Raw genomic sequence first — 26,030 nt, 5'->3', positions numbered from 1 at the left:
CCGCCAATTTTGGAAAATTGGTCTTACCAATTGACCGCAGCATTGACCGAGGACAGGCGTCATGTCAAGCAGCGGCCAAACAAGGGGAGAGACGACCATGCGCCCTGGTTCGACACGCCTTGGCCGCGCCAATCTCGATCGGCTGCCACCAGGTATCCGCCGCCCGGCCTACGACCGTTCGCGCGTCATCTCCGGCATCGTGCATCTCGGCCTTGGCGCGTTTCATCGCGCCCACCAGGCCGTCGTCCTCGATGATTGCCTTGCGGCCGGCGCCACCTCGTGGGGCATCGTCGGCGCCAGCCTGCGCAGCCCTGACCCACGCGACGCCCTCGCCCCGCAGGATCATCTCTATACGGTCGCCGTCCGTGCAGCCGAAGGCACCGAACACCGCATCATCGGTGCGCTGCTCGACAGCGTGGTCGCGCGCGAGAGCCCGGCACGACTGGTCGAGCGAATGGCCGATCCCGCCATTCGCATCGTCTCCCTCACCGTCACCGAGAAGGGCTACTGCCACACGCCGCAGACCGGCGATCTCGACGAGCGGCATCCTGATATCGTGCACGACCTCAACAATTTCGACGCGCCGCGCTCGGCGCCCGGCTTCATCGTGGCCGCGCTGGCGCGCCGGCGGGCCCTGGGCGCCCCGCCCTTCACCGTGCTGAGCTGCGACAACCTCGCCGCCAACGGCCACACCGTACAGCGGATCGTGACGCAATTCGCCGCGCTACGCTCGAAGGATCTCGGCAAGTGGATCGCGGATACGGCGGCCTTCCCCTCGACTATGGTCGACCGCATCGTGCCGGAGACGACGGATGGTGACCGCGATGCGGTTTCATCAGCACTCGGTTTGCACGACGCATGGCCGGTCATGACCGAGCCGTTCACGCAATGGGTGGTCGAGGATCGCTTTACGGCAGGCCGGCCCGACCTTGCCGCCGCCGGCGTCGAACTGGTGAACGACGTCAAGCCGTTCGAGTTGATGAAGCTGCGGCTGCTCAACGCCAGCCATTCGGCGCTGGCCTATCTCGGCTATCTCGCCGGCTACGAGACCATCGCCGACACCATGCAGGATCCGCATTTCGCGCGCCTCGCCGCGCAGGTGATGGAAGAGGCCGCGGTGACGCTGACGATGCCATCAGGCGCAGACCTGGCCGCCTATCGCGCCTCGCTGCTCAAGCGCTTCGCCAATCCGGCACTGCATCACCGCACTTGGCAGATCGCGATGGACGGCTCGCAAAAGCTGCCGCAGCGGCTGCTCGGCGCGATCCAGGATCGTCTCGCCAGGAACCTGCCGATCGCAACGCATGCGCTCGCGGTGGCCGGCTGGATGCGCTACGTCACCGGCCTCGACGAGAAGGGCCGCACCATCGACGTGCGCGATCCGCTCGCTGCCGAGTTCGCCGGCTTGGCGCGCGAGGCAGGTCCCGTCGCCGAACGATTGGCGCCCGCACTGCTCGGCGTCGAAAAAGTGTTCGGGCCGCTGGGCGCCGAGCCGCGCCTGCGCGAAGCCGTGACCGCGGCGCTCGGCCGACTCTACAAGGATGGCGCGCGGCGCGCGGTGGAGACGCTGGTGTCGGTGTGACCGCAAAACCGGCAGCAATGCTGCATTGCGGTCCAGAGCGAACGGAAAGTCGACGGAAGTCTTGCTTGATTTTTGCCTGTCATTGCCCCACCCGAGAGGCATGGCAAAGGACAGCAAGGTGATCGCCGCGAACGCAGCGTTCTACGCCGCCTTCTCGACTGGCGATTTCGACGAAATGGAGCGGATGTGGGCGGACGATGACGCCATTTCCTGCATTCATCCCGGCTGGCCGGCCATCATCGGCCGGGCCACGGTGATCGGAAGCTGGCGCGACATCCTGCAGAGTCCGGAACGGCCGCAGATCGTCTGCGCGGAACCGCAGGCCATCGTCGATGGCGACAGCGCGCGCGTGCTCTGCATTGAGATCGTCGACGGCACGGCATTGGCTGCGGCCAACCATTTTCGGCGCGTCGGCGACGACTGGCGCCTGGTGCACCACCAGTCCAGCCCGATCGCGCAAATTGTCGAGCAAGCTGAGGACGATAGAGCGAGCCACCGCGTCCATTGAGGGCACTCGGCCCGCAGGCACATTCTACTGTGCATGGGGTTGTTTTTCAGTTTTTTTGTTTTGGCGCCTCACCCCGAGCTCAGACAGGTCATCCAGCACGACCCGCGCCTGGCTAAAATTGTCGTCCCGGAAGAACATGCTTCTGGTGATGAGCACGGGAATGTTCGCCCGCGCGGCTGCGATCAGCCCGTTGGCGGAATCCTCGATCGCGACGCAGTCGGGTGCGTTGAGCTTCAGCCGCACCAGGATCTCGAAATAGACATCCGGCGCAGGCTTTTTGTGCGGCACATCATCCCCGGCGACGATCGCATCAAAATCCGCGGCCCAGCGCTTTCCCAAAGCCTGCGACAGCAGCGCATCGATGTTGCCGTGCGACGTGGTCGTCGCGATCGCGAGCCGCTGGCCGCGCGCCTTGGCAGCAGCGAGGAGATCCGTCACCCCGGGCCGTAAGGGGCAGCAGCCGGTTTCGACCAGTTCGGCATAATGCGCGGTCTTGATGCGGTGGAGTTCCGCGATGTCCACATCCGATAATGGCGCGGCGATCCTCAGCCTTTCATGGTGGGCGCGGATCCGTTCCTTGCCGCCCGTAACCCGCAGCAGGTCCTTGTAGACGGCCCGGTCCCATTGCCAGTCGAGACCGTGGCGGGCGAAGGCATGGTTGAAGGCCTGCCGATGCAGCTCTTCGGTCTCAGCCAAGGTACCGTCGACGTCGAAGATCAGCGCGGCGGCGCGGCGGATCAGCTCGGCGGCGTCACATGGCCTTATGGCGGGCGCTTCTGCCTGCATGATCTATACGTCCCTCCCGACGAGCGACCATCGCCTGCACAGGCGGACGAGACAAATTGCAATATCTTTTGCCGGACCCAAAAATCTCTTATGAGCGGAGGCGCGCTGCGGCGCGAACGGGAACTCCGACCTGCAAGGAAGATGTATGCGGCTCTTTATCCTTGGCCTCGGCTACAGTGCGCAGCACTTCGTCCGCCTGTTCGGTGGCCGCTTCTCGCATATCGCCGGCACGGTGCGCGATCCCGCGCAGCGGGGCGCTCTCGCCGGCGTCGAGGTGCATGCTTTCTCCGGCAGCAGTCCGGCACGCGAGACGATCGAACGCATGAGAGACGCGGATGTCCTGCTCGTTTCGATCCCGCCCGGCAGCGTCGGCGATCCCGCAATCGCGGCCTTCTCCGGCCTGCTGGCGGCGGGCGGCGACAGCAAGATCGTCTATTTGTCCACGATTGGCGTGTATGGTGGTCACGCCGGCGGCTGGGTCGATGAGAGCACGCCGCCGAAGGCGGACCTCGACCGCACGCGCATGCGGGTCGCAGCGGAACAGGCGTGGACCGACACGACCGGTGGCGACGCCGCGCTCCTGCGGCTTGCGGGTATCTATGGCCCCGGCCGTAACGCGCTGGTGACGCTGCGCGCTGGAACGGCCCGGCGCATCATCAAGCCGGGACAGGTGTTCAACCGCATCCACGTCGACGACATCGCGAGCGCGATCATGGCCGCGATTCATCACCCGAGCGGCGGCACGTGGAACGTCTGCGACGACGAGCCGGCGCCGCCGCAGGACGTGATCGCTTACGCGGCGAAGCTGATGAACGTTGCACCGCCGCCGGAAGAGCCGTTCGAGACCGCCGAGATGTCGGCGATGGCCCGCAGCTTCTATGCGAGCAGCGCCCGCGTCTCCAACGCGAAAATGAAGCGCGAGCTCGGCGTCACGCTTGCTTATCCGACCTACCGCCACGCCCTCGAGGCGTTGTGGCAAGCGGGGGAATGAGGATAGGGCTCCGGCATTCCCGGCGTCCTAGACATGCCCTGCCCGCGCTTGACTTCGCGCCGGTGCGGTCGTGATCTAATCGCTGAGCGAGCCAATGCATAACGAGCCCGAGCTTGGGAGGGTTCCATGAAGAACATCGCCATGATCGCCGCGGCCGCTGTCGCCATCACGTTCGGCGCAGCGCGCGCCGCACCGCTGCCCGAAGCTAGTCCAGACGACGCCGGCTTCTCGAAACAAGGCCTTGCACGGCTCGACAATTTCTTCGCACGTGAGATCGCCGCCAAGCGGGTCCCCGGCGCGGTGGTCGCGATCGCCCGTGACGGCAAGCTCGTGCACTACAAGGCCTACGGCATGCTGGATCCGGACAAGGGCACGCCGATGCCTATCGACGCGATCTTCGCGCTGGCTTCGATGACCAAGCCGATGGCCGCAGTCGCGGGCCTGACATTGATGGAGCAGGGCAAGCTGCCGCTCCAGGCCAAGCTGTCCGACTATTATCCCGGCTTTGCCGACATGAAGGTCGGCTTTCAGCAGGCCGACGGTTCATTGAAGCTCGAACCGCAGGCATCACCGATCTTCATTCATGACCTGTACCGACACACGTCTGGCCTGATGTACGGCGGCCGCCCGGACAGCGCGAGCCCGGTGGCACGGCAATATCCGGAAGGCACCGCGCCAGCGATCGAAGGTGACACCCAGGCCTTCATCGATCGCATCACCAAGCTGCCGCTGGCGCATCAGCCCTCGACCGAGTTCGAATACGGTTTCTCGATCGACGTGCTCGGCGCCGTCGTCGAGAAGGTGAGCGAGCAGAAGCTCGGCGACTATCTCGCCGCCAACGTCTGGCAGCCGCTCGGCATGAAGGACGCGACCTTCCACCCGACCGACGCACAGCGCCCTCGCCTCGCCCGCCCGTTCGCCAACGATCCGCTTACCGGCAAGCCGCAAGCCATCAAGCTTTTGGACACGCCGACAAAATTCGACTGTGGCGGCGCCTGCTCGTTCGCGACCGTCGGCGACTACATCCGCTTCGGACAGATGCTGCTCAACGGCGGCGACCTTGACGGCCAGCGCATCCTCGGTCCCAGGACCGTGCATCACATGACGACCAATCATCTCGGCCCGGAGATCAAGAACAACGTGGCGAACATCGAGCCGCATCGCGCCGGGTTCGGCTTCGGCCTCTCGGTCGCGGTCCGCACCAGCGAGGGATTGTCGTCGGTCCCCGGCAATCCCGGCGAGTTCACCTGGAACGGCGCGTACGGAACGCAGTTCTTCTGCGACCCCAAGGAGCGTCTCGTGGTCGTGGTGGGAACGGCGGCGTCGGGCGAGCTGCGGAAATATTATCGCGAACAGGTTCAGGACATCGTTTATGGCGCGATGGTGAAGTGAGATCGACGCCTTGGAATAAAAAGGGCGGCCGCTCGGGCCGCCCTTTTGAAGATCGGCGTCAGCTCAGGACGCCATACTTCTTGAACCAGGCCTGCGCCTGTTTCCAGGCATCTTCTGCGGCGTCCTTGCGGTAGCTGCCGCGGTAGTCGGCATGGAAGCCGTGCGGCGCTTCCGGATAGATCTTGAACTCGGCTGTCTTCTTGTTCTGCTCCAAGGCTGCCTTGAGCTGCTCGACCTGGGCGACGGGAATGCCGGTATCGGCGCCGCCATAGAGGCCGAGCACCGGTGCCTTCATCTCGGGCGCGAGCTGCATCGGGCTTTTCGGCCACAGCGGATTGGCTGGATCGACCGGCGGACCGTAGAAGGCGACGCCGGCCTTGAGGCTGCCGCTGTGAGCGGCATATTCCCAGACGGTGCGTCCGCCGCGGCAGAAGCCGATGATGCCGAGCTTACCGGTGTCGCCGCCTTGCGATCCCGCCCACGCCACCGTCGCATCGAGATCGGACAGCAGCTCGGCGTCCGGCTTGGCATTGACGATCGGCAGCAGGTCCTTGATCTCGGTGACCTTGGTCAAATCGACGCCCCTACGGAAATAGTAGTCGGGCGCGATCGCGAACGCGCCGAGCTTGCCAAGGCGCCGCGTCACGTCCTTGATGTATTCGTGCAGGCCGAAAATCTCCATCGCCACGATGATCACCGGCGCCTTGGTGTCGCCGGCGGGGCGGGCGAAATACGCAGGCATCTCCTCGGAACCGACCTTGATCTTGACGTCGCCGGTCTGGAGGCCGCTGATATCAGTCGTGATCGCCTCGGCGCGCACGGGCCCGGCCGCAAGCGTGTAGCCGGCCGCGACCGCCGCGGTGGTGCTCATGAATCCGCGGCGCGAGACCGGGGCGACCTTGGTCAGCCCGACGACGTCGGATGTCATGGTGGTTTGGATACTCATCGGTTAATCCTTCCTGATGCGCGGCCCTGATCCTTCAGGCGCGCATTCGCCAATAATTGCCGGTGAAACGCAAATCACCAGCCTGCGAGCGCGCCACTTTCGGGGCTTGTTTTCAGATCTTGTTCTGACGCTGTTTCATCGGCGCAGTCTCGGGCATGAGGATCATCGCGACAAGTCCAACGATCGCCGCAAGCAGCAGGTACCAGGCCGGCGCCAGCGGATTGCCGGTGACGTGGAGGAGCCAGGTGACCACGAGCTGCGCCGTCCCGCCGAAGCTGGCGATCGCGACCGCGTAGACGGTCGCGAACACGCCGCCGCGGATGTTCTGGGGCAGCGCCTCGGTGAAGGTCGCGTAGAACGCAGTGAACGGCAGCGAGCCGATGACGGACAGAACACCGCAACCAACCAGGAGCGACAACGCGCCGGGCGCATGGACGATCCACAGGAAGGTCGGGTAGGTCAGCAGCAGCGTTGCGAGCTGCGGCCAGATCATCACCGGCTTGCGACCGAGACGATCCGCCAGCCAGCCCCCGACCAGCGCGCCAACGAACTGGATGCCGTTGCTGACCAGCGACACGGTGAAAGCCAGGGTCGACGACACATGCAGCGTATTCTGCGCATAGGTCGTCATATATTGGGTGACGTAGGTCGAGATCGTGCCGCTTGCCAGGATCATCAGCGCAAGTCCGATGATGCCAAGGTGCCGTCTCGCCTGCGAAAGATGACTGGTGTGCTCGACGGTGCCGGCACCGGCTTCGGCCTGCGGGATCGTCTCGGGCAGCGTCCGGCGCATCCAGAAGCCGAACGGCAGGCACACCGCCCCGATCAGAAACGCCACCCGCCAGCCATAGGCGTCGAGCATCTCCGGCGCCATCGTCCTGCTCAGGATGACGCCGACGAGCGCGCCCGCGGTCGCGGCGATCTCCTGGCTGGCCGGCTGCCAGGCCACCACCAGCGCGCGATGCTCGGGCGGAGCGATCTCGATCAGATAGGCGGTGGTCGGTCCAACCTCCCCGCCCAGAGCAAAGCCTTGCGCCATACGCGCCGCGATCACGATGACGGGCGCTGCAAGGCCGATCGTTTGATAGGACGGCGTGAGCGCGATAGTCAGGATCGATAGCCCATGAGCGCAAAGCTTAGCAGCATGGCAGGCCGCCGGCCGATCCGGTCGGAATAGATCCCAAGCACGATTCCGCCGATCGGCCGCGTCACGAAGCCGGCGCCGAAAGTCGCCAGCGACAGCATCAGGCTGCCGTACTCGCTTCCCGTCGGGAAGAAGGTATGGCCGATCTGGATGGCGAAGAAGCTGTAGGTGATGAAGTCGTAGAATTCGAGCATGTTGCCGACGGTGGCGGCCAATGCTGCGCGCTTGACGCTGAACGGCTTCACTTGCTCGATCACGGACGACACTCTGGCATTCCCGGGCTCGATCCTATTTCGATTTAACCGCCTGGCCGCATTGCAACGCAACATCCATTAACCGCAAACGGTGGTTCCCTCGCGCCCCTTTCCTCCGGCCCGAGTTGCGGCCGATCCGCCTGCTCGCGCGATTCGAAGCGCATCACGCAATAAATCGGCTTTGCGGTGGTCGCAACGACACATCATGTTGCACGCACATCCCACGCTATCGGAATTTGCGCGTACTCCGCGGTCATTTGACTGAAATTTTCAGAAGAGTTGAGCCGGGCGATTTACTCGAACTTTCTTCGCGACGCTCTAGTTCCACGACCGGAAGGTTCCACCTCTTTGGGGATCCTCCTTATCCGCCGCCCGGATTGCGCTACCAAAAGCTCAATTGAATTAAGATTTACCGACCTGGAATTGAAATGAACTTGGCTCGCGAATCGATTGAACTGCTGGAACAGGTCGCCCGGATCCTGTGGTTCGAAGGCACCAAGCACGGCTTGCGTGACCGCGAGTGGATGGCGCTGCGTTTCCTTTCCCGCGCCAACCGGTTTTCCAGGACGCCGTCGGCGCTCGCGAGTTACGTCGGCACCACGCGTGGTACCGCCTCGTTCATCATCGGCGAGCTGGAGCGGCTCGGATATCTCGAGCGAAAGCGCTCGGCCCAGGACAAGCGGTCGGTGATGCTGAGCGTGACACAACAGGGCAAGAAGTTCCTGGTGCGCGACCCCGTCAACGTCCTCGTCGAGGCCATCGCCGTGCTCGAGGGCGAGGCGAAGGTCAGCTTCCGCGACGCGCTCCGCCACGTGCTGGATCAGTCGGACGCGGCCGAACAGCGGCACCATACCGACGTCTGCAAGCGATGCATCTTCCTCCGCGAAGATCGCACCACCACGGACAGCAGGACGACGGCCGAGTTCAGCTGCCGCCTGTTTCGGGCGCCGATCGCGGAGGCGGAGGTCGATCTGCTATGCACCAGCTTCGAGCATCACCGCAAATAGAAGTGGCCCTCGATCAGGGCGTGGCCTTGCGTGACGAATAGATGACGCCCCCGCTGGACTCGACCACCAGACGTCCGTTCTCGTTTTTGATCTCCTCGATACGGCCCAGGCCGGGCACCTGCTGTCCCAACACCGCCTCGACGACGCCGTTCGGGCCTTGCAGGATCGCAATCCCCTCATAGGCCTGGCGGACCGACCAGCCCTTGACCGTCTTGCGCGGCGCCGAGATGCGGTCGGACGGTGCTACCGATCCCGTGATCTCGGGCGTAGCGGCCGAGGCCATCATTGGCATTGGCAGTGTGGCGACGGGCGCCGGAGCCTGGGCCTGCACCTGGGCAAGCTTGTCGAGCTTCACCGTAGAGGACGAGCTCACCCGTTCGATGCGATCCAGATTTTCGCCAAACCGGCCAAAACGGTCATTGGTCGCCTTGCTCGATTGATCGACCGCGGTGCGCAGGCCGTCGAGATTGTCGGACACGCCCGACACCTGCCTGCGCAGTTGCGCCACCGTCTCGCGCAGGTTCCTGATCTCAGTATTGGCCGCGACGTTGCTCTGGGCGGGCTGCGTGGTGAGATAGGCGATCACGCCGGTGCAGGCACAGACGACCAGGATCGCAGCGACCGCCAATGTCGCGAGCGGCACGACCCATGTCGGGCGCGGCGGCGGCGGTTTGGCCACGATCACGGCCGGCTTGATCACGATGGGCGTAGGCTTGGAGATTGCCATCTTGTCGAGGCGCGCCTTGGCGCGAATACGCTTCAGACCCTCGAGCGCCTCTTTCGCCAGAGTTTCATCGCTCGCTGCTGCCGACGCAGGCTTGGTGCTCGCAGCGGGCTTGGTATTCGCGGCAGGCTTGGTATTTGCAGTGGGCTTGGTATTTGCAAAAGACTGGGTATTTGCAAAAGGCTTGGCCGTCGGCGCCGCATTGTCTCTGGCATCGCGCGTCTCCGCAGCCGGTTTCGCCGCTGCGGAAACATCGGCGGTCGCGTTGGGACGAGCTTGTCCATCGGACAACATGCGAGAATGCTCCGTTCGGTTCGATCTGTTGAACGGTGACATTATTTGCCGAAGCTTGCCTGAAACGTACGCATCGAAAACTTTTCATCACGCGCGATGCGCCGTCACATGAGTCAAACGCGTCACGCACGTGGCGAGAGTGCGACTCGAAAGACACACCCTCGCCAAGATTTCGCCAAGCTGGAGTCGCCTCGCCATACATGAGTCGAATTGTCGCATGTGGAAAGACGATGACGAGAGTCAATCCCGGGTTGAAAACCCACCGATGTGCGTTAAGCGCAGCACCACCCAAAATGTCTGTAATCATACGGGGATGCGGAACTTTAGAACCGCCAGGGTGCAAAACTAGTTCGAATCCCAAATCAACTGATGCGATTGAATATACAAAGAAACAACTCGAACCAAACCAACAGCATCAAGCACGTGTAGCAAACGCTTAGTTGCGCACGCTTGATCGGAAATCGGCAATTGTTACGGTCCTACTCAAGTGATTCTCGCCAGTTGGCGAGGGGATTGACACAGTACAGTAGCGTTCGGATGCAATGAGCAACTTGGCGCAACTGTTCTAGGTCGCTTTCTCAATCCGCTCCGCGAGGTGATCCGCAAAACACCCGCCGAGCCTCACGCAGTAAGCGTTCAGTATCGAGTCGAAGTAGCAGGCCTGCGAGACGCAGGCACTGAATGCGTAGGGCTGCCCGCGAATATCGAAACCATAATAACGGTTCGCGGGACGGAATATCGTCAAACAGCACAGTTGCCGAGCCGGGCATCACAACAAACAACCGGCCGAAACAAGTGCGAAACAGGGGCGAACAACTGATGTATATTATCGTTGATGATCGCGAGAGCGTCACGAACAGCTATGTCGGAGGGCTCGTTCGCGAAGGTGTATCGTCGATCGGCTTCTCCTCCGGAGAATTCTGGGACTGGCTGCAATCTGCGAGTGAATCGGATCTGGCCGCGGTGGACGCCTTCCTCCTCGGGGATTGCGACACCCGCGGAAGCCTGCCGCGGGCGATGCGCAAGCGCTCCTCGGCCCCTATCATCGCCATGAGCGGCCAGAAGATGCTCAAGAACACGCTGGAGCTCTTCGAGTCGGGCGTCGATGACGTCGTCCACGTGCCGATTCACCTCCGCGAGATCCTCGCCCGAACGGCCGCGATTGCGCGCCGCCGGGTCGGGGAACTGCCGAGGCCCTGCGAGACCAGGATCCAGGTCTTCTTCAACGGACGTGACCCCGAGATCGCTGGCCACGCCCTCACCCTGCCCCGCCGCGAACTGCGCATTCTCGAATATATGGTCAGCAACCACGGCAAGTGGGTCACCAAGACGCAGATCTTCAACGCGGTCTATGGCATCTTCGAAGCGACATTCGACGAGAGCGTGATCGAGAGCCACGTCAGCAAACTGCGCAAGAAGCTCCGCGACCGCCTCGGCTTCGATGCGATCGTGGCCCGACGTTACGTCGGATACCGCCTCGACATCCCGGCCGGCGAGATCATCGACGTGCCGATGCAGGAGCTCGACGAAGTCGGCATTCTGCTGAACAGGGCGCATACCGCCCCAGTGGCGTATCCGGCCGGAAACTGATCGGCAGGGCGCTGCCACGAAACCGACAACGGCCTCTGCGAACCACCTTCGCAGAAGCCGTTGTAGTTTCTGACGTCAACGGCGAATAGAGCGCGGCAGTACCGGCGCTGCGGCTCGCGTGTAAGTATATTCTAGAGGCTCGCTTCTGATTCAATCAGAACCGGTAATGCCCTAGGGCTTCTGCTGGAATTCTTCCTTCGACACGTAATTGAAGTCCTCGACAAGGACGTCCTGGACGACTTCGGCCTGCATTCGCTCGTTGACACGCTGCTTGATGGCCGTCGTGAGGATGGAGAGGTCGTAACGGGCGAGTTTTCTGAAATCGAGGCGGTCGTCGGCATAGATCCTGCGGAAGGCTTCATCGACGACGAACGGCTCGGGCGGAACGTTGAGCTGGTGCATGGTCCGCGCCTCTACGGTATAGACGAAGCGCGCGACGATGTAGCCCTGCACGTTGCCACTCTCGACCATCGGCACGCTCAGCGCCCGCGTCTTCTGGTACTGCAGCCCGTCAAGATATTCGTCCTTTGCCGGCAGCAGGCTGCCATTTTCCTTCCAATAGGCCACGGCATAGCTCGTTCCCGCGGTGAGGATGCATACCCAGAGCCCGGCCAGCACGAGCCTGATCATTTTGCGTCCTGTGCTGCGCGACCGGTATAGGTGCCGTCCGACTCGGCGTCCTTGATGGCCTTGACGATGATGGTCGCAACCTCGCGCACCGCATCGTAATGCATTTCGAGGATGGAACGGTTTCGCTCGAGCTTCTCGCGCAGCCGCTGGACCTCCTCGGTGATCTCGACCTCGCCGCCGAGGTGCATTCGTGCCCGCATCAGGCGGACGAATTCCAGCATGCTCCGGCTCTTCCGGGCGCTGAACTCGTCGAAGTCGATCTTCTTGCCCGTCGCGAGCGCAGCCGTCTCCTCTTCGACGATGCCTTCGAGCCGGCGGATCGCAGCCAACAGGCCACGCACCTCGTCCGATCTCGCCGCCTCCGCACCGTCGTTCGCCACCTCGCCACCGACATTCGGCAGCAGCACGGGCAACAGGGCATCCCCCGACATGGCCGCCGTCGTCATCGCCTCGGTGTCCACGGCCGGCTGCTCCATCACCATGGCCGCCGCGCCTTCTTGTGCCTGCATAGGAAATTCACCCTTCAACTTCTGTCACCCATTCCTGAATCATCATCCGGCCTTGCCCGTAGCGTCCGGTCCCGCCGGATGCGCGGCAGCAAGCTGCTTGGCAATGCCGATGCCCTTGCCCTTTGCCAACTGCGCACCAAGTTGCTCCGCCAGCATCGACTTCCAGACGCCGCCCGCCGTGCCCTTCCCGAAGACCTCCTCGGACTCCTTCGGCAGCATCGTCTCGACGAAGGTCTGGAGGATGAAGGCCTCGAACTTGCGGTACACCTCGCCGGATGCCGGCGCCTTGATCACCTGCACCGGCGCCCCGTTCACCGCGCCCGACTGCGGTTCCGAAACCTTCGTCGCGGATTGATCGGCAGCAGCCGTCTTGGCCTTCGCCTTGCCGACCTCCGCGTCCATCGTGGCGGCGAAATCCGCGTCCGATGATTTCAACGCGTCGAGCTTCGCGGTGGCCGCGCGCTGCGTCACGGGATCGGCAGCATCGAGGACGTCGAGAACGAGGTCGGGTGTCGCTGTCACGATCATGTCTTGGTCCGATTGGCTTGCCGTGGCGTCCACTCGCGCACGGTGAGGCTTGTTCCCGTCATTTCCTCGAGCGATCGCTTCTCGGCGTCGCGAAGCTTGTCCGCGAGCGCCGCCTTCGCGACCTGCTCGAACTGCTTCACACGGCGGCTCTCCGCGCGAACCTGGTCGAGCTGCTGCGAGGCCTGCGCCTGAACCGCGCGCGCGCCGACGCTGGTTCTGGTCAGACGCCGCGCGACCGATTCGCTCGATGATCCCGCTGGCGGCTTGCCCTCGTTGAGAGTTCCGACCAGCCATTCCTGTTCATCCTGCAAGCTGCGCTCCTGCTGCCGCAGATGCGCGAGCTGCCACTCTGACAGCCGGAGCTGGAGCTTCACGAGCGAGACCATCCGGCCGAGCTTGTCCGCGCGCGACGTCATGGCCGATCACTCCGCCAGCCACGAGGAGACGCCAAGCATGAATTGCGTCAAGAGCTCGTCGCTGGTGAGGTAGAGCAGCAGGAAGCCACCGAACAGCACGAACGGTACCGAGATGAAATAGACCGGAATCGCCGGCGTCAGCTTGTTGATCAGGCCGACCGCCAGGTTGACGACGACCGAATAGACGATGAAAGGGCTGGCGATCCGCAGCGTCAGCACGAATGCCTCCGACAGCCTTCCGACGAGCTGGTCGAGCGGCATGCTGCCGCCGAGCCGGTCGCCGGGATGCCAGACGTCGTAGGAGTTCATCAGCCCGCGCAGGACCTGCCAGTGCTGGTCGGTCATGAAGAACAGCGTGGTGACGGACGTCATGATCAGCGGCACCAGGGCCGGCGCCGGATCGGTGTCGCCGACCGGCGTCCCCGGGATGTTGCTCAGCCCGATTGCGCTGGCCATCACGGTGGCCATGGTCTGGAGTGCGAGAAAGAACACGCGACCGCCGAGCCCGATGACGCTGCCGACCACGAGCTCGGAACAGATCAGCAGCACGAGGGTCAGCGGCGCCGCATTGTCCGTGAGAGGTTTCAGGACGGCGATCAGGATCGGCGTCAGCGCAAACGTCGTGACGAGCGCGACGAACAAGCGGACCTGGGCCGGAACGTTGACGCTGGAATAGCCGGGCACCAGCATCAGGCAGGCACCGATGCGGCAGAACACGATGAACGTCACCAGCACACTATCGGTGAGGCCGCTGATCACGATATGGCTCCGAGGGCCCTGATCTCGGTGCTGCGCGCGACTTCGACATGCGACAGGATCGGCAGTGTCGGAAAGACCCGCTCCAGGATCATCCGGACATAGGGACGCGCTTCCGGGGTCACCGCCAGCACCACGCTGGTGCCGTTCTCGGTGAACTTGCGGATCGCGGCGCTGGCTTCGGTCGCAAACTGCTCGATCAGGCGCGGATCGGCGTCGAATTCGACGACGTCGCCCTTGGCGTCGCGCTTCAGGCTCTGGTGGAACGCGAGATCCCAACGGTTGCCGAGACGGACCACGTTGAGCACGCCGTTGTCGGAGAGATCGCCGCAAATCTGCTGGGCAAGACGTGTACGCACATGCTCTGCCACCTGCTCGGAGCGCCGCACATGGGGCGCGATCTCGGCGATGGCTTCGAGGATCAGATGAAGGTTGCGGATCGACACGCGCTCGGCCAGCAGGATCTTCAGGATCGCCAGCAGCCCCGAATACGATATCTGCGACGGGCAGAGATCCTCGACCAGGCGCTTGTATTCGGGATCGAGCCGGTCAAGCAGGCCGCGCATGTCCTTGTAGGACAGGAGCTGGGCGAGGTTGGCCCTGATCACTTCGCTCAGATGCGTGAGCAGCACCGAGAGATTGTCGACCGGCTTGCAGCCCTGGCGCTTGACCTCGTCGGTGAACGCGTCCGTCACCCACAGCGCCTTCATGCCGAAGGCCGGCTCGATCACCTCTTCGCCGGGAACGTCGGGCTTGCCATCCTTGTCGACGAGCACCAGCACTTCGCCAAGCCTGAGCTCGCCCTGGGCGACGCGGGTGTCGTGGATCCGGATCTGGTATCCCTTGGGATCGATCGACAAATTGTCGGTGAGCTTGATCTCGGGAACCACGAAGCCGTACTGCTTGGCGAACTTCTTGCGTATCTTGGCCACGCGGTGCGCCAGCTCGTTGCGCGAGCCCAGCAGATGGACCGAGAGGTGGCCCCCGAGCGCCAGCTCGATCTCCGCGGTCTTGAGTGATTCCTTGACGGACTCCTTGGCATCGACCTGGGCGCGTTCGTCGGCCTTGCGAGCATCTTCCTTCTGCTTCAGGGCTGCCTGCCGCCTCGGCAGCGAGTATCCGACGAAAGCCATGACGCCGCCGAGCAGCAGGAAGGGCGCCGTCGGCAGCCCCGGCATCAAGGCGAGCACGAACATCATCAGCGCGGCGGCCGACACCGCGCGCGGATAGCCGCCGAGCTGGCGCAACACCGCCTGCTCGGCCGAACCTCTGGTGCCGCCCTTCGAGACGAGCAGGCCCGCCGACAGCGACACGATCAGCGCGGGCATCTGCGTTACCAGACCGTCGCCCACGGAGAGCTTGGTGTAGACGTCGGCGGCGCGTGCCAGCGTCAATCCGTGATGCGTCACGCCGATGATGATACCGCCGAAAATGTTGATCGCGGTGATGATCAGGCCGGCGACGGCATCGCCGCGGACGAATTTCGAGGCGCCGTCCATGGCGCCGAAGAACGCGCTCTCCTCTTCCAGCTCGCGGCGCCGGCGCTGGGCTTCCTTGTCGTCGATCAGGCCCGCGGACAGATCCGCGTCGATCGCCATCTGCTTGCCGGGGATGGCATCCAGAGTGAAACGGGCGCCGACTTCGGCGATACGCGTTGCGCCCTTCGTGATCACGACGAAGTTCACCGTGACCAGAATCGCGAAGATGATCAGGCCGATGACGAAGTCACCACCCATGACGAACTTCGAGAAACCGGCAACGACATGGCCCGCGGCGTTTTCCCCCTCCCCGCCGCGCGACAGGATGAGACGGGTCGTTGCGACGTTGAGTGCAAGCCGCAGGATCGTCGCGATCAGGAGCACGGTCGGGAAGGCCGAGAAATCGAGCGGACGCTGGATCCACAGCGCGACCATCAGGATCAGCGCCGACAGCGCGATCGAGAATGCGAGGCCGAGATCGATCAGGATCGGCGGTATGGGCAGGAACAGGATCGTGAGCATGGCCACGATGCCGCCTGCGAAAAAGGCGTCGGCGCCCAATCGTCGCGGGGTCGGCAGGCTAGCAGCTAACGTATCCGTCATGGGTCACCGGCAGAGGATCCGGCCCGTAATCTGCCGTGCAAAGCTTACGCGGGGGTGGTGGCAGGGGCAGCCGGGACTGCCCGGATCAGAAGCCGCGCTCGATGTGCGAATAGACCATCTCGGTGAAGGTGGAGAGATGGGCTCCGATGAAGGAGCCGGAGACGGCAACGACCACGAGAATGACGATGATCTTCGGAACGAAGGTCAGCGTCACCTCCTGGATCTGGGTCAGCGCCTGGATCAGCGCGATGATGGTGCCGACCAGCATCGCGGCACCGACGGCAGGCCCGGAGGCGACGATGATGGTCCAGATCGCCGCCTGGACGATGTCGAGGGCATCCCGTTCGTTCATGACTGGCTGATCGTGAGACCAGGGCCGATCGCGACTTTCGTACCGTTCTCGAGTGTCGCGATGGAGCCGTCGCTGTTGATGGAGACCGAAGCGACCTTGCCGCTGAAGCTTGCTCCGGTCGAGTCCGTGAAGCTGACGGTCTTTCCGATCAGTCCATTGGCCTGCGACAGCGACTGCGAAGACAGCAGGGCATCGAGCTTGGTATTGGTCTGCATCGCCTGCTCGACCGACGAGAGCTGCGCAAACTGGCTCATATATTGCGAAGTGTCCATCGGATTGGTCGGATCCTGATTCTTCATCTCCGCGACGAGGAGCTGAAGAAACGTGTTGTAGTCGACGCCGGTGCTCGACGTCGTCGAGCTGGTCGAACTGAACGACTTGCTGGTGCTATCGGTCGCGCTGGTGACGTTCATGTCGCTCTCCGCTGTCAGGCAGCCTCGGATGGGGAATCGATCTTGGCGCCGGCCAGGATGGCCTGCTCCACCGGAAACAGTGCTCGAATCCGCTTGAGCGCCTCGAAGTAACGGCTCGCCCCTACCAGGTCGTCGACCGCACCAAGCCCGACCAGCATCTCCTGGCTCTCGCACACGGCGAGCAGAGCGGCATGATGCTGCCCGTAGAGAGCCGAGGCGTCCCGAACGTCGGTCGGATTCATCAGCATGAGCTGGACGATGAAATAGAGCTGCCGCAGCGCCGTTGTGGCGTCGGAGGCCTGCATGATCTGCCCTTCGAGCAGGAACATCACGTCATTGACGAGCTCGACCGAGACCTTGCGGTCCACGCGCAGCACCGCGCCGTTGATGTAGACCCGTTCGCCCGCACGCAAGGATATCTTCATCAAAGTGCGTCTCGGATCAGGCGGTTGATTTCGATGAGCTGGATCACGTCGTTCGACTTTTCTTCGCGAAGGCGATCGGCTTCCTTGACCACCCACAGCCCGATCGAGATGATGTCCGCGCGCAGCTTTTCCGGAAGCCCGTTTTCCGGATGCGCGAGATCCTCGATGAAGATCGTCCACAGCCGCCGCACATAGAGCAGGCTCTCGACCAGATCCTCGAGGCTGAAGCGGTCCTCCTGGATCCGCTCGAGCCGGTCGATGCCGAGGCTGAGCGCCTGCCGCTCGCGGCCCCGCGCCTCATAGCCGCTCTCGTCGACGACCGATTCATAGGCTTCAAACGTCATCAGGACAACTCTGCGCAGGAGACCGAACAACAAGACAAGGGTTACGCGCCTTACGAAGGAGCTGGACTCAGAGATAGTTGATGAGGCTGATCTTCTGGAGTTGCGAGGTGAGCGCAAGCGCCGTCTGGATCTGCGTCTGCAAGGTGTTGACCCTGACGGAGGCTTCCGTCGGGTCCACCTTCTCTATACCGACGATCTGATTGTTCAGAATGTCCTGCTGCGTCTTCAGCTTGTCGGTTGCGGAGGTGATCCGCTGCTGGACCGTGCCGATGTCGCCGCCGAGGGTCGCAAGGTCAGTGATGGCGTTCCCGACAAGGCCGATGGCCTTGTCCACGACGACCTGGAACGTCGCTTGGTCCAGATTCGCGTTCCCGAGATCCGCCATCATGGTGTAGGCCTCGGCGAGCTTGCGGAAGCCTGTCTGATTGGCGCTGACGGAGGTATCGGCGATCTCGGTCGTCGAGATACGGCTTTGCATCACCTGGTCGGTCGCCGATGACCAATTCGTGTTCCAGGCCGGGCTCGCGAACTCGGCATCGAAGGTGGTGTCGAGGAAGGTCTGCATCTGGGCCGGGGTGATGGTGTTCACGCTGGGCGATGATTGCGAGAAGCCGAAGGTCGCAAGGAAGTCGGCATCGACCTGGTTCTTGCTGGCCGAGCCGGCGGTGTAGGCCGTGATCGGCGTGGTCTGCGTGTTGATGCCCGCGAAGAGAGACGAGCCGTTATAGGAGACGTTCAGCGCGCCAATCAGATCCTGGAGGTTGGAGGACGCAGGCGGCAGGATGATCCGCCCGCCGCCGTCGGTGCTGCGCGCCGCGATCAGGTCCTTGAGGAAGTCCGTTGCGGTCGAACCAAGCTGGGTGATCCGGCTCTGCGTGATGTCCAGGCGTCCCGAGACCAGCCCGTTGGTATCGACGAGCTGATCGGCGAAGCTTAGGTCCGCCCGCAGGGTGACGTCGCCTCCCGTCGAGGCGCCAAGCTCGAGGCCGACATCGGCGAAGCGGCCGGTGGTGGCTTCCTTCGAGGCCTTGGCCAGCGCGGCCTGATTGTTGGTGATCGAGGACCTCAACGACGAAGACAGCATCAAGGTCGAGATGTAGTTCGCGCTCATCATGACTTAATTTCCCACGGCAGCCAGCAGGCTCTGCAACATTTCGTCGACGGTCGAGATGATCTTCGACGAGGCCGAATAGGTGCGTTCGACCTGGAGCATCAACGACATCTCGTCGTCCATGTTGACGCCGCTGACGTTCGACAGCGCCGCGGTGCTGCGGTCGAGCAACGTTTTCTGGTAGGTGACGTTAGAGTCGGCGGTCTTGCGCTGGTTTTCGATCCAGCTCGTCGAGGACGACGCGAAGTCGATCAAGCTGCCGTTCGGCTTGCCTTGCGTGGTTGCATCGAACGGCTGCGACGCATCCATGGCGCCGATGAGCTGCTGCAGCCGGGCCGAGTAACCGCCATTGCCAGCGGTATTGTATTGGTATGCGACGTTGCCGCTGATCGCACCGTCGCGCAGCAGATTAGGATTGCCGCCCTGGGCCGGATCGACCGATGCAGCAACCGAAATCGTACCAGCGAGGCCCACCAAGACGGTGGCGCTCGCCGGCATCGCCGGCGCGCCGGGATAGGTGAAGAGACCGGGGACGTTGGGCAGCGTCGGAACAGGCGACTGGTCACTTTCCTTGAAGGTATCGACCAGGCCGCGCGCGATTTCGTCGAGCTGGCTCTGGTAAGTAACGGTATCATTGTCGCGCAGCTGCGCGAGGCCAGCAAGCTTGCCGGACCTGAGCGGCATCACGGAATTGGCGCCGGTTACCGGAACGCCGTCGATATAGACCGCATTGCCGGTGGTGCCGGCCGTATAGGCGTTCGTCGGCGCAAAGCTCACCGTTCGCGCTATCTTGTCGAACAGCACGACGCCGCTGTCGGTATAGAGCGCCGCGTCCCCGTTAGGACGGAGCGACATCGACACTCCGACCTCCTGTGACATCTGCGAGACGATGCTGTCGCGCTGGTCGAGGTAGTCGGTGATGTCGTCGCCGGAGATCGTCCCCTTCACGATCGCGGTGTTGACGGTCTGGAACTGGGAGAGCAACCGATTGATGTTTTGAACCGACGTTTGCATGTCGGCATCCGCGCCCTCACGGACCGTCTGCACGGTTTGGGTCGCCTGGTTGAGCGCGATCGCCATGTCCTTGGCGGACGTCACCGCTGCCTGCGCCAGCGTGGTGTTGTCCGGGGCGTTGGCATATTGCTGGAGCGCCTTCTTCAGCGCGTTGAGCTGCGCCGTCGGCGACTGGTCGAGTTCCGGATCGTCCACCGTGGCAGATGCGATCTTCTGGAGACCGTCAAGGATCGCGCTCTGCTTGGCCGACGTCGAGGTTGCGGTCAAGACATTGTCGTAGAGCCCCGAGCTGGCGGCGCGCTGGATCGCCGCCACGTAAACGCCGGCCCCGGGGAGATTGTCCAATACGGCGATCTTGCGCGAATAGCCGGCGGCACTGGCACCGGCGATGTTGCGCGAGATCGTCGACGACTGGATGCCCGACGCCATGAGCGATGCGCGAGCGGAGTCGAGAGCAGCGGTAAGGGACATGGTCTACTCTTGGCCGGGACGAGTGCAGAAGGATTCAGCGCTTCAGGTTGACGACGACGTCGAGCAGGTCGGCGCCGGTCTGGAACGATTTCGAGTTCGCGGTGAAGCCACGCTGTGCCTCGATCATCCCGGTGAGCTCGTCCGCGAGATCGACGTTGGAGTCTTCCAGCGCTTCAGACTGGATCGTGCCAAGCCCACCGGTGCCGGCATTCGCGGCCTGAGCGTTGCCCGAATTCTGGTTGGTCGAATAGACGTTGCCCGGCTCGGGCGTCAGATTATCGGGGCTCGCCACGTCGGCGAGCATGAGCGTGTAGAGCGTCAGCTGCTGACCGTTCTTGAGCACGGCGGTCACGTACCCATTCTGGTCAACGTCGACCTTATCGATGGCCGACGGAACGCTACCGTTGACAGTGGCCTTGAAGCTGAAGTTGGTGCCGACCTGCGTCATGTTCGACAAGTCGAGGGTCACGGTCGCGCCGCCGGTGACCGGAAATGCAAGCGTCGTGGCGCTCGCTGCGGCCAGCGCGCCCTTTCCGGCCGTCGTCGTGTCGAAGGTATAAGTGCCAGTCGCGCCGAGCGTGGCGCCCGTCGTCGAGTTGTAGGCTTGGATTTGCCAGGTGTCCAAGCCCGCCGCTGTCGCGGTATGTGACATATAGAGATCGACCTTAACGGGCTGGCCGATATTGTCGTAGGCCACGATCGAGCTTTTCGACGAGTACGCGCCCGGGCCGGGCGGACCGGCAATGAGTGCTGCCGTCGGATCAAGATTGCCGGTGGTGAGCGTTCCCGCCGTCGATGGCACGGGCACCTGCGAGACCTGGGCGATGTTCACGATCTGCATTCCCGACAGGCTGTTCTGTGAGAAATTAGTCACCTTCCCCGGCTGGCCGAGGAGATAGTAGCCGGCCGCATTGACCAGATTGCCTTGGCTGTCCGGGACGAACGAGCCGGCCCGCGTCAGGAACTGCTGCGTGTTAGTGGCGTCGGACACCACGAAGAAGCCGTTGCCTTGAACGGCAAGATCCGTGCTCGATGTGGTGAATTGCGTATGTCCGGCGTCGCTGATGGCGTAGCGGACGGTGGTCTCGACGGCGCCTGAATCGTAATTGCCGGAGCCGCTCTTCAGAATCAACGAGGAGAATTCGGTCGAAGCCCGCTTGTAGCCGGTGGTGTTGACGTTCGCGATGTTGTCCGAAACCGTCGACAGCTTGTTGGACTGCGCGGCCATCCCGGAAACGCCGGTACGCATAATGCCATAGAGGCTCATGGATTGGGCTCCTTAAGTAGGTTGCAATTACAATGATGGGTTTTGCTTGCGCGGGGCTGATGGTAAGGAACCATGCACAACTTCATGTCGTCAGCTCGTCTTGGGCTGACAGAACGAGCGCGCCTTGTCGGTCCACGCGCCGAAGCCGCTCGAGACGAGATGCGCGACGATGTGGCAGACGTAGCGCTTCTGCGCCGGCTGGTTGTTGGGGCCTGCATTGTAGCGGGCGACCGCCATGGTCCAGCTGCCCTCGCGCTGCTTCAGCTCCTTCAGGAAGCGCGCGGCGTAGTCGACATTCCCTGCGGGATCGAACATCGCCCGGACCGAGACGAATTTGTCGCCGTGATAGTAGTGGTTGATCTGCATGCAGCCGACGTCGATCAGCTTGATCCCCCTAGCTCGCATGGCTTCGAAGTTGGCGATCGCGTCGTTCATGTCTTTGGCGAATACGGTCTGTCCATCGGCGCCGAGCGCGTAAGGATGAAGCGCGCCGCGCCGGCCGGTCTCGGTCAGGCCGACCGCGTAGAGAATGCCGAGCGGAATTCCGTGCTGCTGGGACGCACGCGTCATCTCGCGCTCGCACGGGCGCGAATTGTCGGTCGCAGCAGTCGCGGCGCCGGCGTTACAGATAAACAGGGCCGCGACGAATCTGCGGCGCCACGTCCTGCTCATGACGCGTCTCCTGGTTGGACGGGCGCTCCTGTCGGGCCTGCTTGGCGCCGCCGTCGGCTTGTCCCGACGAATTGCTCGTACCGTCGAACGTGCCTTGCGACTGCGACGAGGGCTGTTGCTGGCCCGAAAGCTGCGGCTGCGACTGGCCGGAGCCGCTCTGGAAACCATCCAGCGAGCCGTGCTGGACGGGCGCTATGTCGGCGACGTAGCCCGCCGATTGCATCAGCTCGCGGATCGAATCGCGCTGCTGATCCAGCATCTGGCTCGTGTCCTTGCGCGCGGCGGCAAGGTGGACGGACACCTCGTTGCCGACCAGACGAAGGCGCACGGTGACATTGCCGAGCGCGGGCGGCTCGAGATTGATGGTCAGGATCTTGAGCGGCTGATCGGGCGCATTGGCTTGGGACGCGGCAACATCTGCAGCTGCGGACGCCGTCGGTGCCGGAGCTTCTTTCAGCTCGGCGATAACGGCGTTGGCAACCTGCTGCGGAGCGTTGAACTGCGCCGGCGGCAGATGGGTCTCTTGCTGGACTACGGTGACCTTGGTCGTCCCGGGCAATGCGTCCCGCGCCGAAGCCTTGGCAGCACGCTCGACATTGGCCGCGACGGCCTCGAAGCCGGGTGCGGTTGCCTTCTGCGACGGCTCACTGCCTTGCGGCGATGTCGCCTGGTCGGTAGCCGTCGCGTGCGACGCCGCGGTCTGCGAGTGCGCGGTGGTTGGAGCCGCGGGAGGCGCGGGCTCGGCTGTCGTCGCCTTCGCCGTGCGTATGGCCTGAACGTCGCGCTTCGTCGTGGAAGATCGCTCGTCGCGCCCAGACGAATCCTTCTTGTCGCCGATCGGTGCTTGCATCTGCGGAATCACGACCGGCGGCCCGGGGACGATCTCCTGCCCCATGATCCCGGCGATGCTCGATCGGCTCTGGACGTCGGCCTGCTCGGTAGGATCGAGGAGTTCATGTTTCCGGGACGATTTCTCGGTGGGTTTCTCCCTGAATCCGGGCTCTTCGGCTGCCGCGGCACGGTCGTGCACCGTCTCGTCGTTGGCGTCGTCCTTCCCGCTCTGGTGCGCCAGGCGCGTCCGCAGCGTGCCGGCTTTCACCGCCGTGTCGCCGCCCTCATCGTTGAGCGCCCGCTTCGCGAGATTCGAGACGGTGTGCAGCAGATCGTTGAAGGAGGAGTCCGCCTGCGCCTTCGGTCCGGCGCTCTTCCCGGAGCGCGATGTGCCCCGCATGTTGAGGCTTTCGGCGAGACTCGAAAAGATCTGGCCGGAGGTTCCACTGAGCTTCGTCATGGACGGCGATCCCTGGTGAGGAGTTCGAGCTCGCCGAGCTGCTTCTGCGCGCGCGCAAGCGTTGCGGTCGACGACGCGAGGTCGAGACGCGCCGGCGTGACCGGAGACTTGTCGGCTGCGGCGGCGGATCCGCCAGCGAACGGCTTGCGAACGTCGAGTGCGAGCTGCACCGTTGCATTGAGAAAGGGAATGTCGCGCTCGGGCAGCTTCGACCGGTCGAGCGCCTTCAACTCGGCGAGACCGCCGTCATATTCGTCGGCGAGCGCCCGCGACACGCCGCGGAACAAATGCGCCCGCTCGCGCTCCGCCGAGGCATCGGCGCTGAGAGTCAGGGCACGCTCGCCGGCAAGCCGGGTCACGGCCAGCCCTCCGCGCACCATCGCGGTCCGCGCGATCACGAGATAGAGCTTGAGGCGGCTCGCGCGGTCGATCTGCTCCAGCAGGGTGGTGATCCGCGCAAACCGACGCTCGTCGAGCGCGAGGCTCGACTGCGTCAGGCCGGTCGCAAAGCGCTGCCAGAAGTCCCCGGCATAGACCGAGTTGTGGTAGTGCCTGATATAGGCCAGCGTCAGGAACTCGAACTTGTCGAAATCCTCGGCTTGCCCGACCAGCAGGATCTCGCGCCGCAGCGCGGCCTCCTCCACCAATGTGCCCGGCAAGAGCAAGCGCGCGTCGTCCAGACGCTCGATTGCGAGCGATGCCTCAGCGCGTGCGAACAGCGCGCCCTGGACCAGCGCGAGCTGTCCGCCCAGGCCCGACGGAACCGTCCGCGGCTTGACGTCCTTGAGCAGTTCGCGCGCTTCGTCCTGACGACCCTCGACATAGGCAAGCGCGCCATCGAACAGCCGTCCATCGACGTTCAGCTTGTCGCGCGGCAGCTTGCGAATGATTTGCGGCGCGCCGCCGCTAAGTAGGTAAATGACGGCCGCTTGGCCGTTCTGCGAATTACTCCATACGCCCGGATCGGCGGCGAGAAATTTTTCGCCGATCTGCCGGATCAATGCGCCGTGGCTGCCGTGCGCCGCGGTATCGCCGTTGGCGATGCCGTCCTGCACGGCCTGCAACGCCCGAACGAGCTCGTATGGCTCGCCCGATGCCGATACCAGCGGGGGCGGCATCGGTGCCGGCTCGGCGAATGCGCCTGCCGCCGTGAACGGCAGCAGCATCAGGAGCGCGGCGCGGAGAAGAGGCCTGATCAAGGACGCTTCTCCCGGACCATGATCTCGATCCGGCGATTTTGCGCGGCCGCCGGATCGTTTTGAAGTTTCGGCCGCCGATCGGCATAACCCTCGACATGCTCGATGCGCTGCGCATCGACACCGGAGCGGACCAGCATGTAATAGGCCATCTGCGCACGGGCCGTCGACAGCCGCCAGTTGTCGTAGGCCTCCGAACGGTACGGCCGATTGTCGGTGTGGCCGCGGACGATGATCACGCCGGGACGCTTTATCAGCAGCGGGCCGATCTTGTCGATCACACGGATGAGTTCGGGCCGCGGCTCAGCAGAGCCGACCGCGAACATGCCGAAGTTGGCATCGTCGGTCAGGCTGATCAGCAGGCCTTCCTCGACCTGACGCACCTCGGCCACCGGTCCGGCGCCAGCCTTGACGTCCGACAGCGCGTCCGCGATCGCCGACTGAAGCTGCTTGACCGCTAATTGCTGGGCCTGAGCCGCGTCGCGCGGCTCGGATTCCTTCGTCGTGTCGTTGGGAAGCGGCTGAGCGGCGGCATTGGCTTGATTACCAGTCTGGGCGCCGGGCTGCGCGCTCCCTTCGCGTGAGGCCTGTGATGGCGCGGGCCCCGGCGGCAGCAGAGCCGACAGGCTTGCGGACGACGCATCGGCCTTCGGAGCCACGCTTCCGCCGGCATCGTCCTGCCTGGCCCGGCGTGCCTGTGGCTCGCCCTCGCCTGTGCCGGACGCAGTGTCGCGCGCGGACGCATTCGGCTTCAGCTCGGGCTTGGGCTCGATGATGCGATCGGCATCCTTGGGTGCCTGCGGCGCAAGCTTCCAATAGCCGGGATCGAACGGATCGCGGTAGGCGTCGCCGCCCTTGAGGCCATCCTCTTCGGCGGACGTCAAAGCGCCGGCGCGCCGCTGGCCCGAGGCCTGGTTCGCGCTGCTGGCGATCTCGGCGAGTGTCGTATAGGGATCGCGGAACAGGACCTTCTCCTCGTAGAAGGGCGGCTTCTCGGCCGTCGGAGAGTCACCGCGACGTTCCTCGCTCGGTCCTCCCGGCTGGCGCCTGCCGTCCTGGCCGTCGAACGACGACGGCTCCTTCTTGGAGAGATCCTTGAGCCCCTTCGGGGCAGGTGCGTTCTCCGCGAGCTTGATCGGATTGAAATAGCTCGCGACCACCTGCTTCTGATCCTGGTTGAGCGCATTGATCAGCCACATCACCAGGAAGAACGCCATCATCGCGGTCATGAAGTCCGCATAGGCGATCTTCCAGACGCCGCCGTGCGGCTTCTCGTCGTCAAAGGCGCTCCGCCGGCGGATGATGACAAGTTCTGACTTGACCTCATTCATGACAG

At 63.7% G+C, this 26,030-nt stretch carries 26 protein-coding genes and 1 pseudogene; 6 read left to right on the top strand and 21 right to left on the bottom strand.

The window, feature by feature from the left end:
* Window positions 1–97 precede the first annotated feature (97 nt).
* Entirely contained in the window at window positions 98–1,582 is a 1,485-nt protein-coding gene (locus IVB48_RS18180; RefSeq protein ID WP_247401351.1) for a mannitol dehydrogenase family protein, read from the top strand.
* A gap of 100 nt (window positions 1,583–1,682) precedes the next feature.
* Window positions 1,683–2,090: a nuclear transport factor 2 family protein gene (locus tag IVB48_RS18175; RefSeq protein ID WP_018453996.1), complete on the top strand. Its 408-nt coding sequence runs from the start codon at window positions 1,683–1,685 to the stop codon at window positions 2,088–2,090.
* Between the two features lie 24 nt (window positions 2,091–2,114).
* Here the strand turns inward: IVB48_RS18175 and IVB48_RS18170 are convergent, their stop codons facing one another.
* Window positions 2,115–2,876, bottom strand: coding sequence for an HAD family hydrolase (locus tag IVB48_RS18170; protein ID WP_247401350.1), 762 nt, complete (start codon window positions 2,874–2,876; stop codon window positions 2,115–2,117).
* 145 nt (window positions 2,877–3,021) lie between these two features.
* On the opposite strand from IVB48_RS18170, the gene IVB48_RS18165 reads away from it, so the two are divergent.
* Window positions 3,022–3,867 (top strand): SDR family oxidoreductase, encoded by an 846-nt coding sequence (locus tag IVB48_RS18165; protein WP_247401349.1) that lies wholly within the window; start codon window positions 3,022–3,024, stop codon window positions 3,865–3,867.
* Window positions 3,868–3,993: 126 nt separating this feature from the next.
* The gene (locus IVB48_RS18160) at window positions 3,994–5,259 is read left to right on the top strand and encodes a serine hydrolase domain-containing protein (RefSeq protein WP_247401348.1); all 1,266 of its coding nucleotides are present in this window, start codon (window positions 3,994–3,996) and stop codon (window positions 5,257–5,259) included.
* Between the two features lie 58 nt (window positions 5,260–5,317).
* On the opposite strand, the gene IVB48_RS18155 is transcribed toward IVB48_RS18160, so the two are convergent.
* Both IVB48_RS18155 and IVB48_RS18150 read right to left on the bottom strand, forming a co-directional pair.
* Complete coding sequence (locus tag IVB48_RS18155) at window positions 5,318–6,205, bottom strand: dienelactone hydrolase family protein (RefSeq protein ID WP_247401346.1); 888 nt, start codon at window positions 6,203–6,205, stop codon at window positions 5,318–5,320.
* Between the two features lie 112 nt (window positions 6,206–6,317).
* Window positions 6,318–7,606: pseudogene (locus IVB48_RS18150) on the bottom strand (MFS transporter).
* Between the two features lie 425 nt (window positions 7,607–8,031).
* Between IVB48_RS18150 and IVB48_RS18145 the strand changes: the two are divergent.
* The gene (locus tag IVB48_RS18145) at window positions 8,032–8,610 is read left to right on the top strand and encodes a MarR family transcriptional regulator (protein WP_027570502.1); all 579 of its coding nucleotides are present in this window, start codon (window positions 8,032–8,034) and stop codon (window positions 8,608–8,610) included.
* 13 nt (window positions 8,611–8,623) lie between these two features.
* On the opposite strand, the gene IVB48_RS18140 is transcribed toward IVB48_RS18145, so the two are convergent.
* Entirely contained in the window at window positions 8,624–9,628 is a 1,005-nt protein-coding gene (locus tag IVB48_RS18140; RefSeq protein WP_247401345.1) for a hypothetical protein, read from the bottom strand.
* A gap of 819 nt (window positions 9,629–10,447) precedes the next feature.
* Between IVB48_RS18140 and IVB48_RS18135 the strand changes: the two genes are divergently transcribed.
* Window positions 10,448–11,218 carry a response regulator transcription factor gene (locus IVB48_RS18135; RefSeq protein ID WP_247401343.1) on the top strand — a complete coding sequence of 257 codons (771 nt, stop codon included), beginning with the start codon at window positions 10,448–10,450 and terminating at the stop codon, window positions 11,216–11,218.
* Between the two features lie 171 nt (window positions 11,219–11,389).
* Here IVB48_RS18135 and IVB48_RS18130 read toward each other — a convergent pair whose 3' ends face one another.
* The 17 genes from IVB48_RS18130 to IVB48_RS18050 form a co-directional block, all read right to left on the bottom strand.
* A complete protein-coding gene (locus IVB48_RS18130) occupies window positions 11,390–11,848 on the bottom strand; it encodes a hypothetical protein (protein ID WP_018453988.1) in 459 nt (152 codons plus the stop codon).
* Window positions 11,845–12,357 (bottom strand): flagellar biosynthesis protein FlgN, encoded by a 513-nt coding sequence (locus IVB48_RS18125; RefSeq protein ID WP_247401342.1) that lies wholly within the window; start codon window positions 12,355–12,357, stop codon window positions 11,845–11,847. The genes IVB48_RS18130 and IVB48_RS18125 overlap by 4 nt, the downstream gene beginning before the upstream one ends.
* A 42-nt stretch (window positions 12,358–12,399) precedes the next feature.
* Complete coding sequence (locus tag IVB48_RS18120) at window positions 12,400–12,885, bottom strand: rod-binding protein (protein WP_027570499.1); 486 nt, start codon at window positions 12,883–12,885, stop codon at window positions 12,400–12,402.
* Window positions 12,882–13,301: a hypothetical protein gene (locus IVB48_RS18115; protein ID WP_247358375.1), complete on the bottom strand. Its 420-nt coding sequence runs from the start codon at window positions 13,299–13,301 to the stop codon at window positions 12,882–12,884. Before IVB48_RS18115 ends, IVB48_RS18120 begins: the two co-directional genes overlap by 4 nt.
* Before the next feature lie 6 nt (window positions 13,302–13,307).
* Window positions 13,308–14,060, bottom strand: coding sequence for a flagellar biosynthesis protein FliR (gene fliR / locus IVB48_RS18110; RefSeq protein WP_027570497.1), 753 nt, complete (start codon window positions 14,058–14,060; stop codon window positions 13,308–13,310).
* Entirely contained in the window at window positions 14,057–16,138 is a 2,082-nt protein-coding gene (gene flhA, locus IVB48_RS18105; RefSeq protein WP_007613922.1) for a flagellar biosynthesis protein FlhA, read from the bottom strand. Before flhA ends, fliR begins: the two co-directional genes overlap by 4 nt.
* Before the next feature lie 85 nt (window positions 16,139–16,223).
* On the bottom strand, window positions 16,224–16,490 hold the full coding sequence (gene fliQ, locus IVB48_RS18100; RefSeq protein WP_018453982.1) for a flagellar biosynthesis protein FliQ: 267 nt from the start codon (window positions 16,488–16,490) through the stop codon (window positions 16,224–16,226).
* Complete coding sequence (flgD, locus tag IVB48_RS18095) at window positions 16,487–16,903, bottom strand: flagellar hook assembly protein FlgD (RefSeq protein WP_247401341.1); 417 nt, start codon at window positions 16,901–16,903, stop codon at window positions 16,487–16,489. The genes fliQ and flgD overlap by 4 nt, the downstream gene beginning before the upstream one ends.
* Window positions 16,904–16,917: 14 nt before the next feature.
* Window positions 16,918–17,328: a flagellar biosynthesis repressor FlbT gene (gene flbT, locus IVB48_RS18090; RefSeq protein ID WP_247401340.1), complete on the bottom strand. Its 411-nt coding sequence runs from the start codon at window positions 17,326–17,328 to the stop codon at window positions 16,918–16,920.
* Window positions 17,328–17,672, bottom strand: coding sequence for a flagellar biosynthesis regulator FlaF (gene flaF / locus IVB48_RS18085; protein ID WP_027570494.1), 345 nt, complete (start codon window positions 17,670–17,672; stop codon window positions 17,328–17,330). Before flaF ends, flbT begins: the two co-directional genes overlap by 1 nt.
* A gap of 67 nt (window positions 17,673–17,739) precedes the next feature.
* A complete protein-coding gene (locus IVB48_RS18080) occupies window positions 17,740–18,786 on the bottom strand; it encodes a flagellar hook-associated family protein (RefSeq protein WP_247401339.1) in 1,047 nt (348 codons plus the stop codon).
* A 3-nt stretch (window positions 18,787–18,789) separates the two neighbouring features.
* Entirely contained in the window at window positions 18,790–20,268 is a 1,479-nt protein-coding gene (gene flgK, locus IVB48_RS18075) for a flagellar hook-associated protein FlgK (protein ID WP_247401338.1), read from the bottom strand.
* A 34-nt stretch (window positions 20,269–20,302) separates the two neighbouring features.
* Window positions 20,303–21,535, bottom strand: a complete 1,233-nt coding sequence (locus tag IVB48_RS18070) for a flagellar hook protein FlgE (protein WP_027570491.1) — start codon at window positions 21,533–21,535, stop codon at window positions 20,303–20,305.
* A 90-nt stretch (window positions 21,536–21,625) separates the two neighbouring features.
* Complete coding sequence (locus tag IVB48_RS18065; protein ID WP_027570490.1) at window positions 21,626–22,207, bottom strand: transglycosylase SLT domain-containing protein; 582 nt, start codon at window positions 22,205–22,207, stop codon at window positions 21,626–21,628.
* Window positions 22,158–23,498 (bottom strand): flagellar hook-length control protein FliK, encoded by a 1,341-nt coding sequence (locus tag IVB48_RS18060; protein WP_247401337.1) that lies wholly within the window; start codon window positions 23,496–23,498, stop codon window positions 22,158–22,160. Before IVB48_RS18060 ends, IVB48_RS18065 begins: the two co-directional genes overlap by 50 nt.
* Window positions 23,495–24,697, bottom strand: coding sequence for a chemotaxis protein (locus IVB48_RS18055; protein ID WP_247401336.1), 1,203 nt, complete (start codon window positions 24,695–24,697; stop codon window positions 23,495–23,497). Before IVB48_RS18055 ends, IVB48_RS18060 begins: the two co-directional genes overlap by 4 nt.
* Window positions 24,694–26,025, bottom strand: a complete 1,332-nt coding sequence (locus tag IVB48_RS18050) for a MotB family protein (RefSeq protein ID WP_247401335.1) — start codon at window positions 26,023–26,025, stop codon at window positions 24,694–24,696. Before IVB48_RS18050 ends, IVB48_RS18055 begins: the two co-directional genes overlap by 4 nt.
* Between the last annotated feature and the right edge of the window lie 5 nt (window positions 26,026–26,030).

It is taken from the genome of Bradyrhizobium sp. 76 (assembly GCF_023073025.1).
Lineage (GTDB): Bacteria > Pseudomonadota > Alphaproteobacteria > Rhizobiales > Xanthobacteraceae > Bradyrhizobium.
This window is presented reverse-complemented; position numbering and strand designations above follow the sequence as displayed.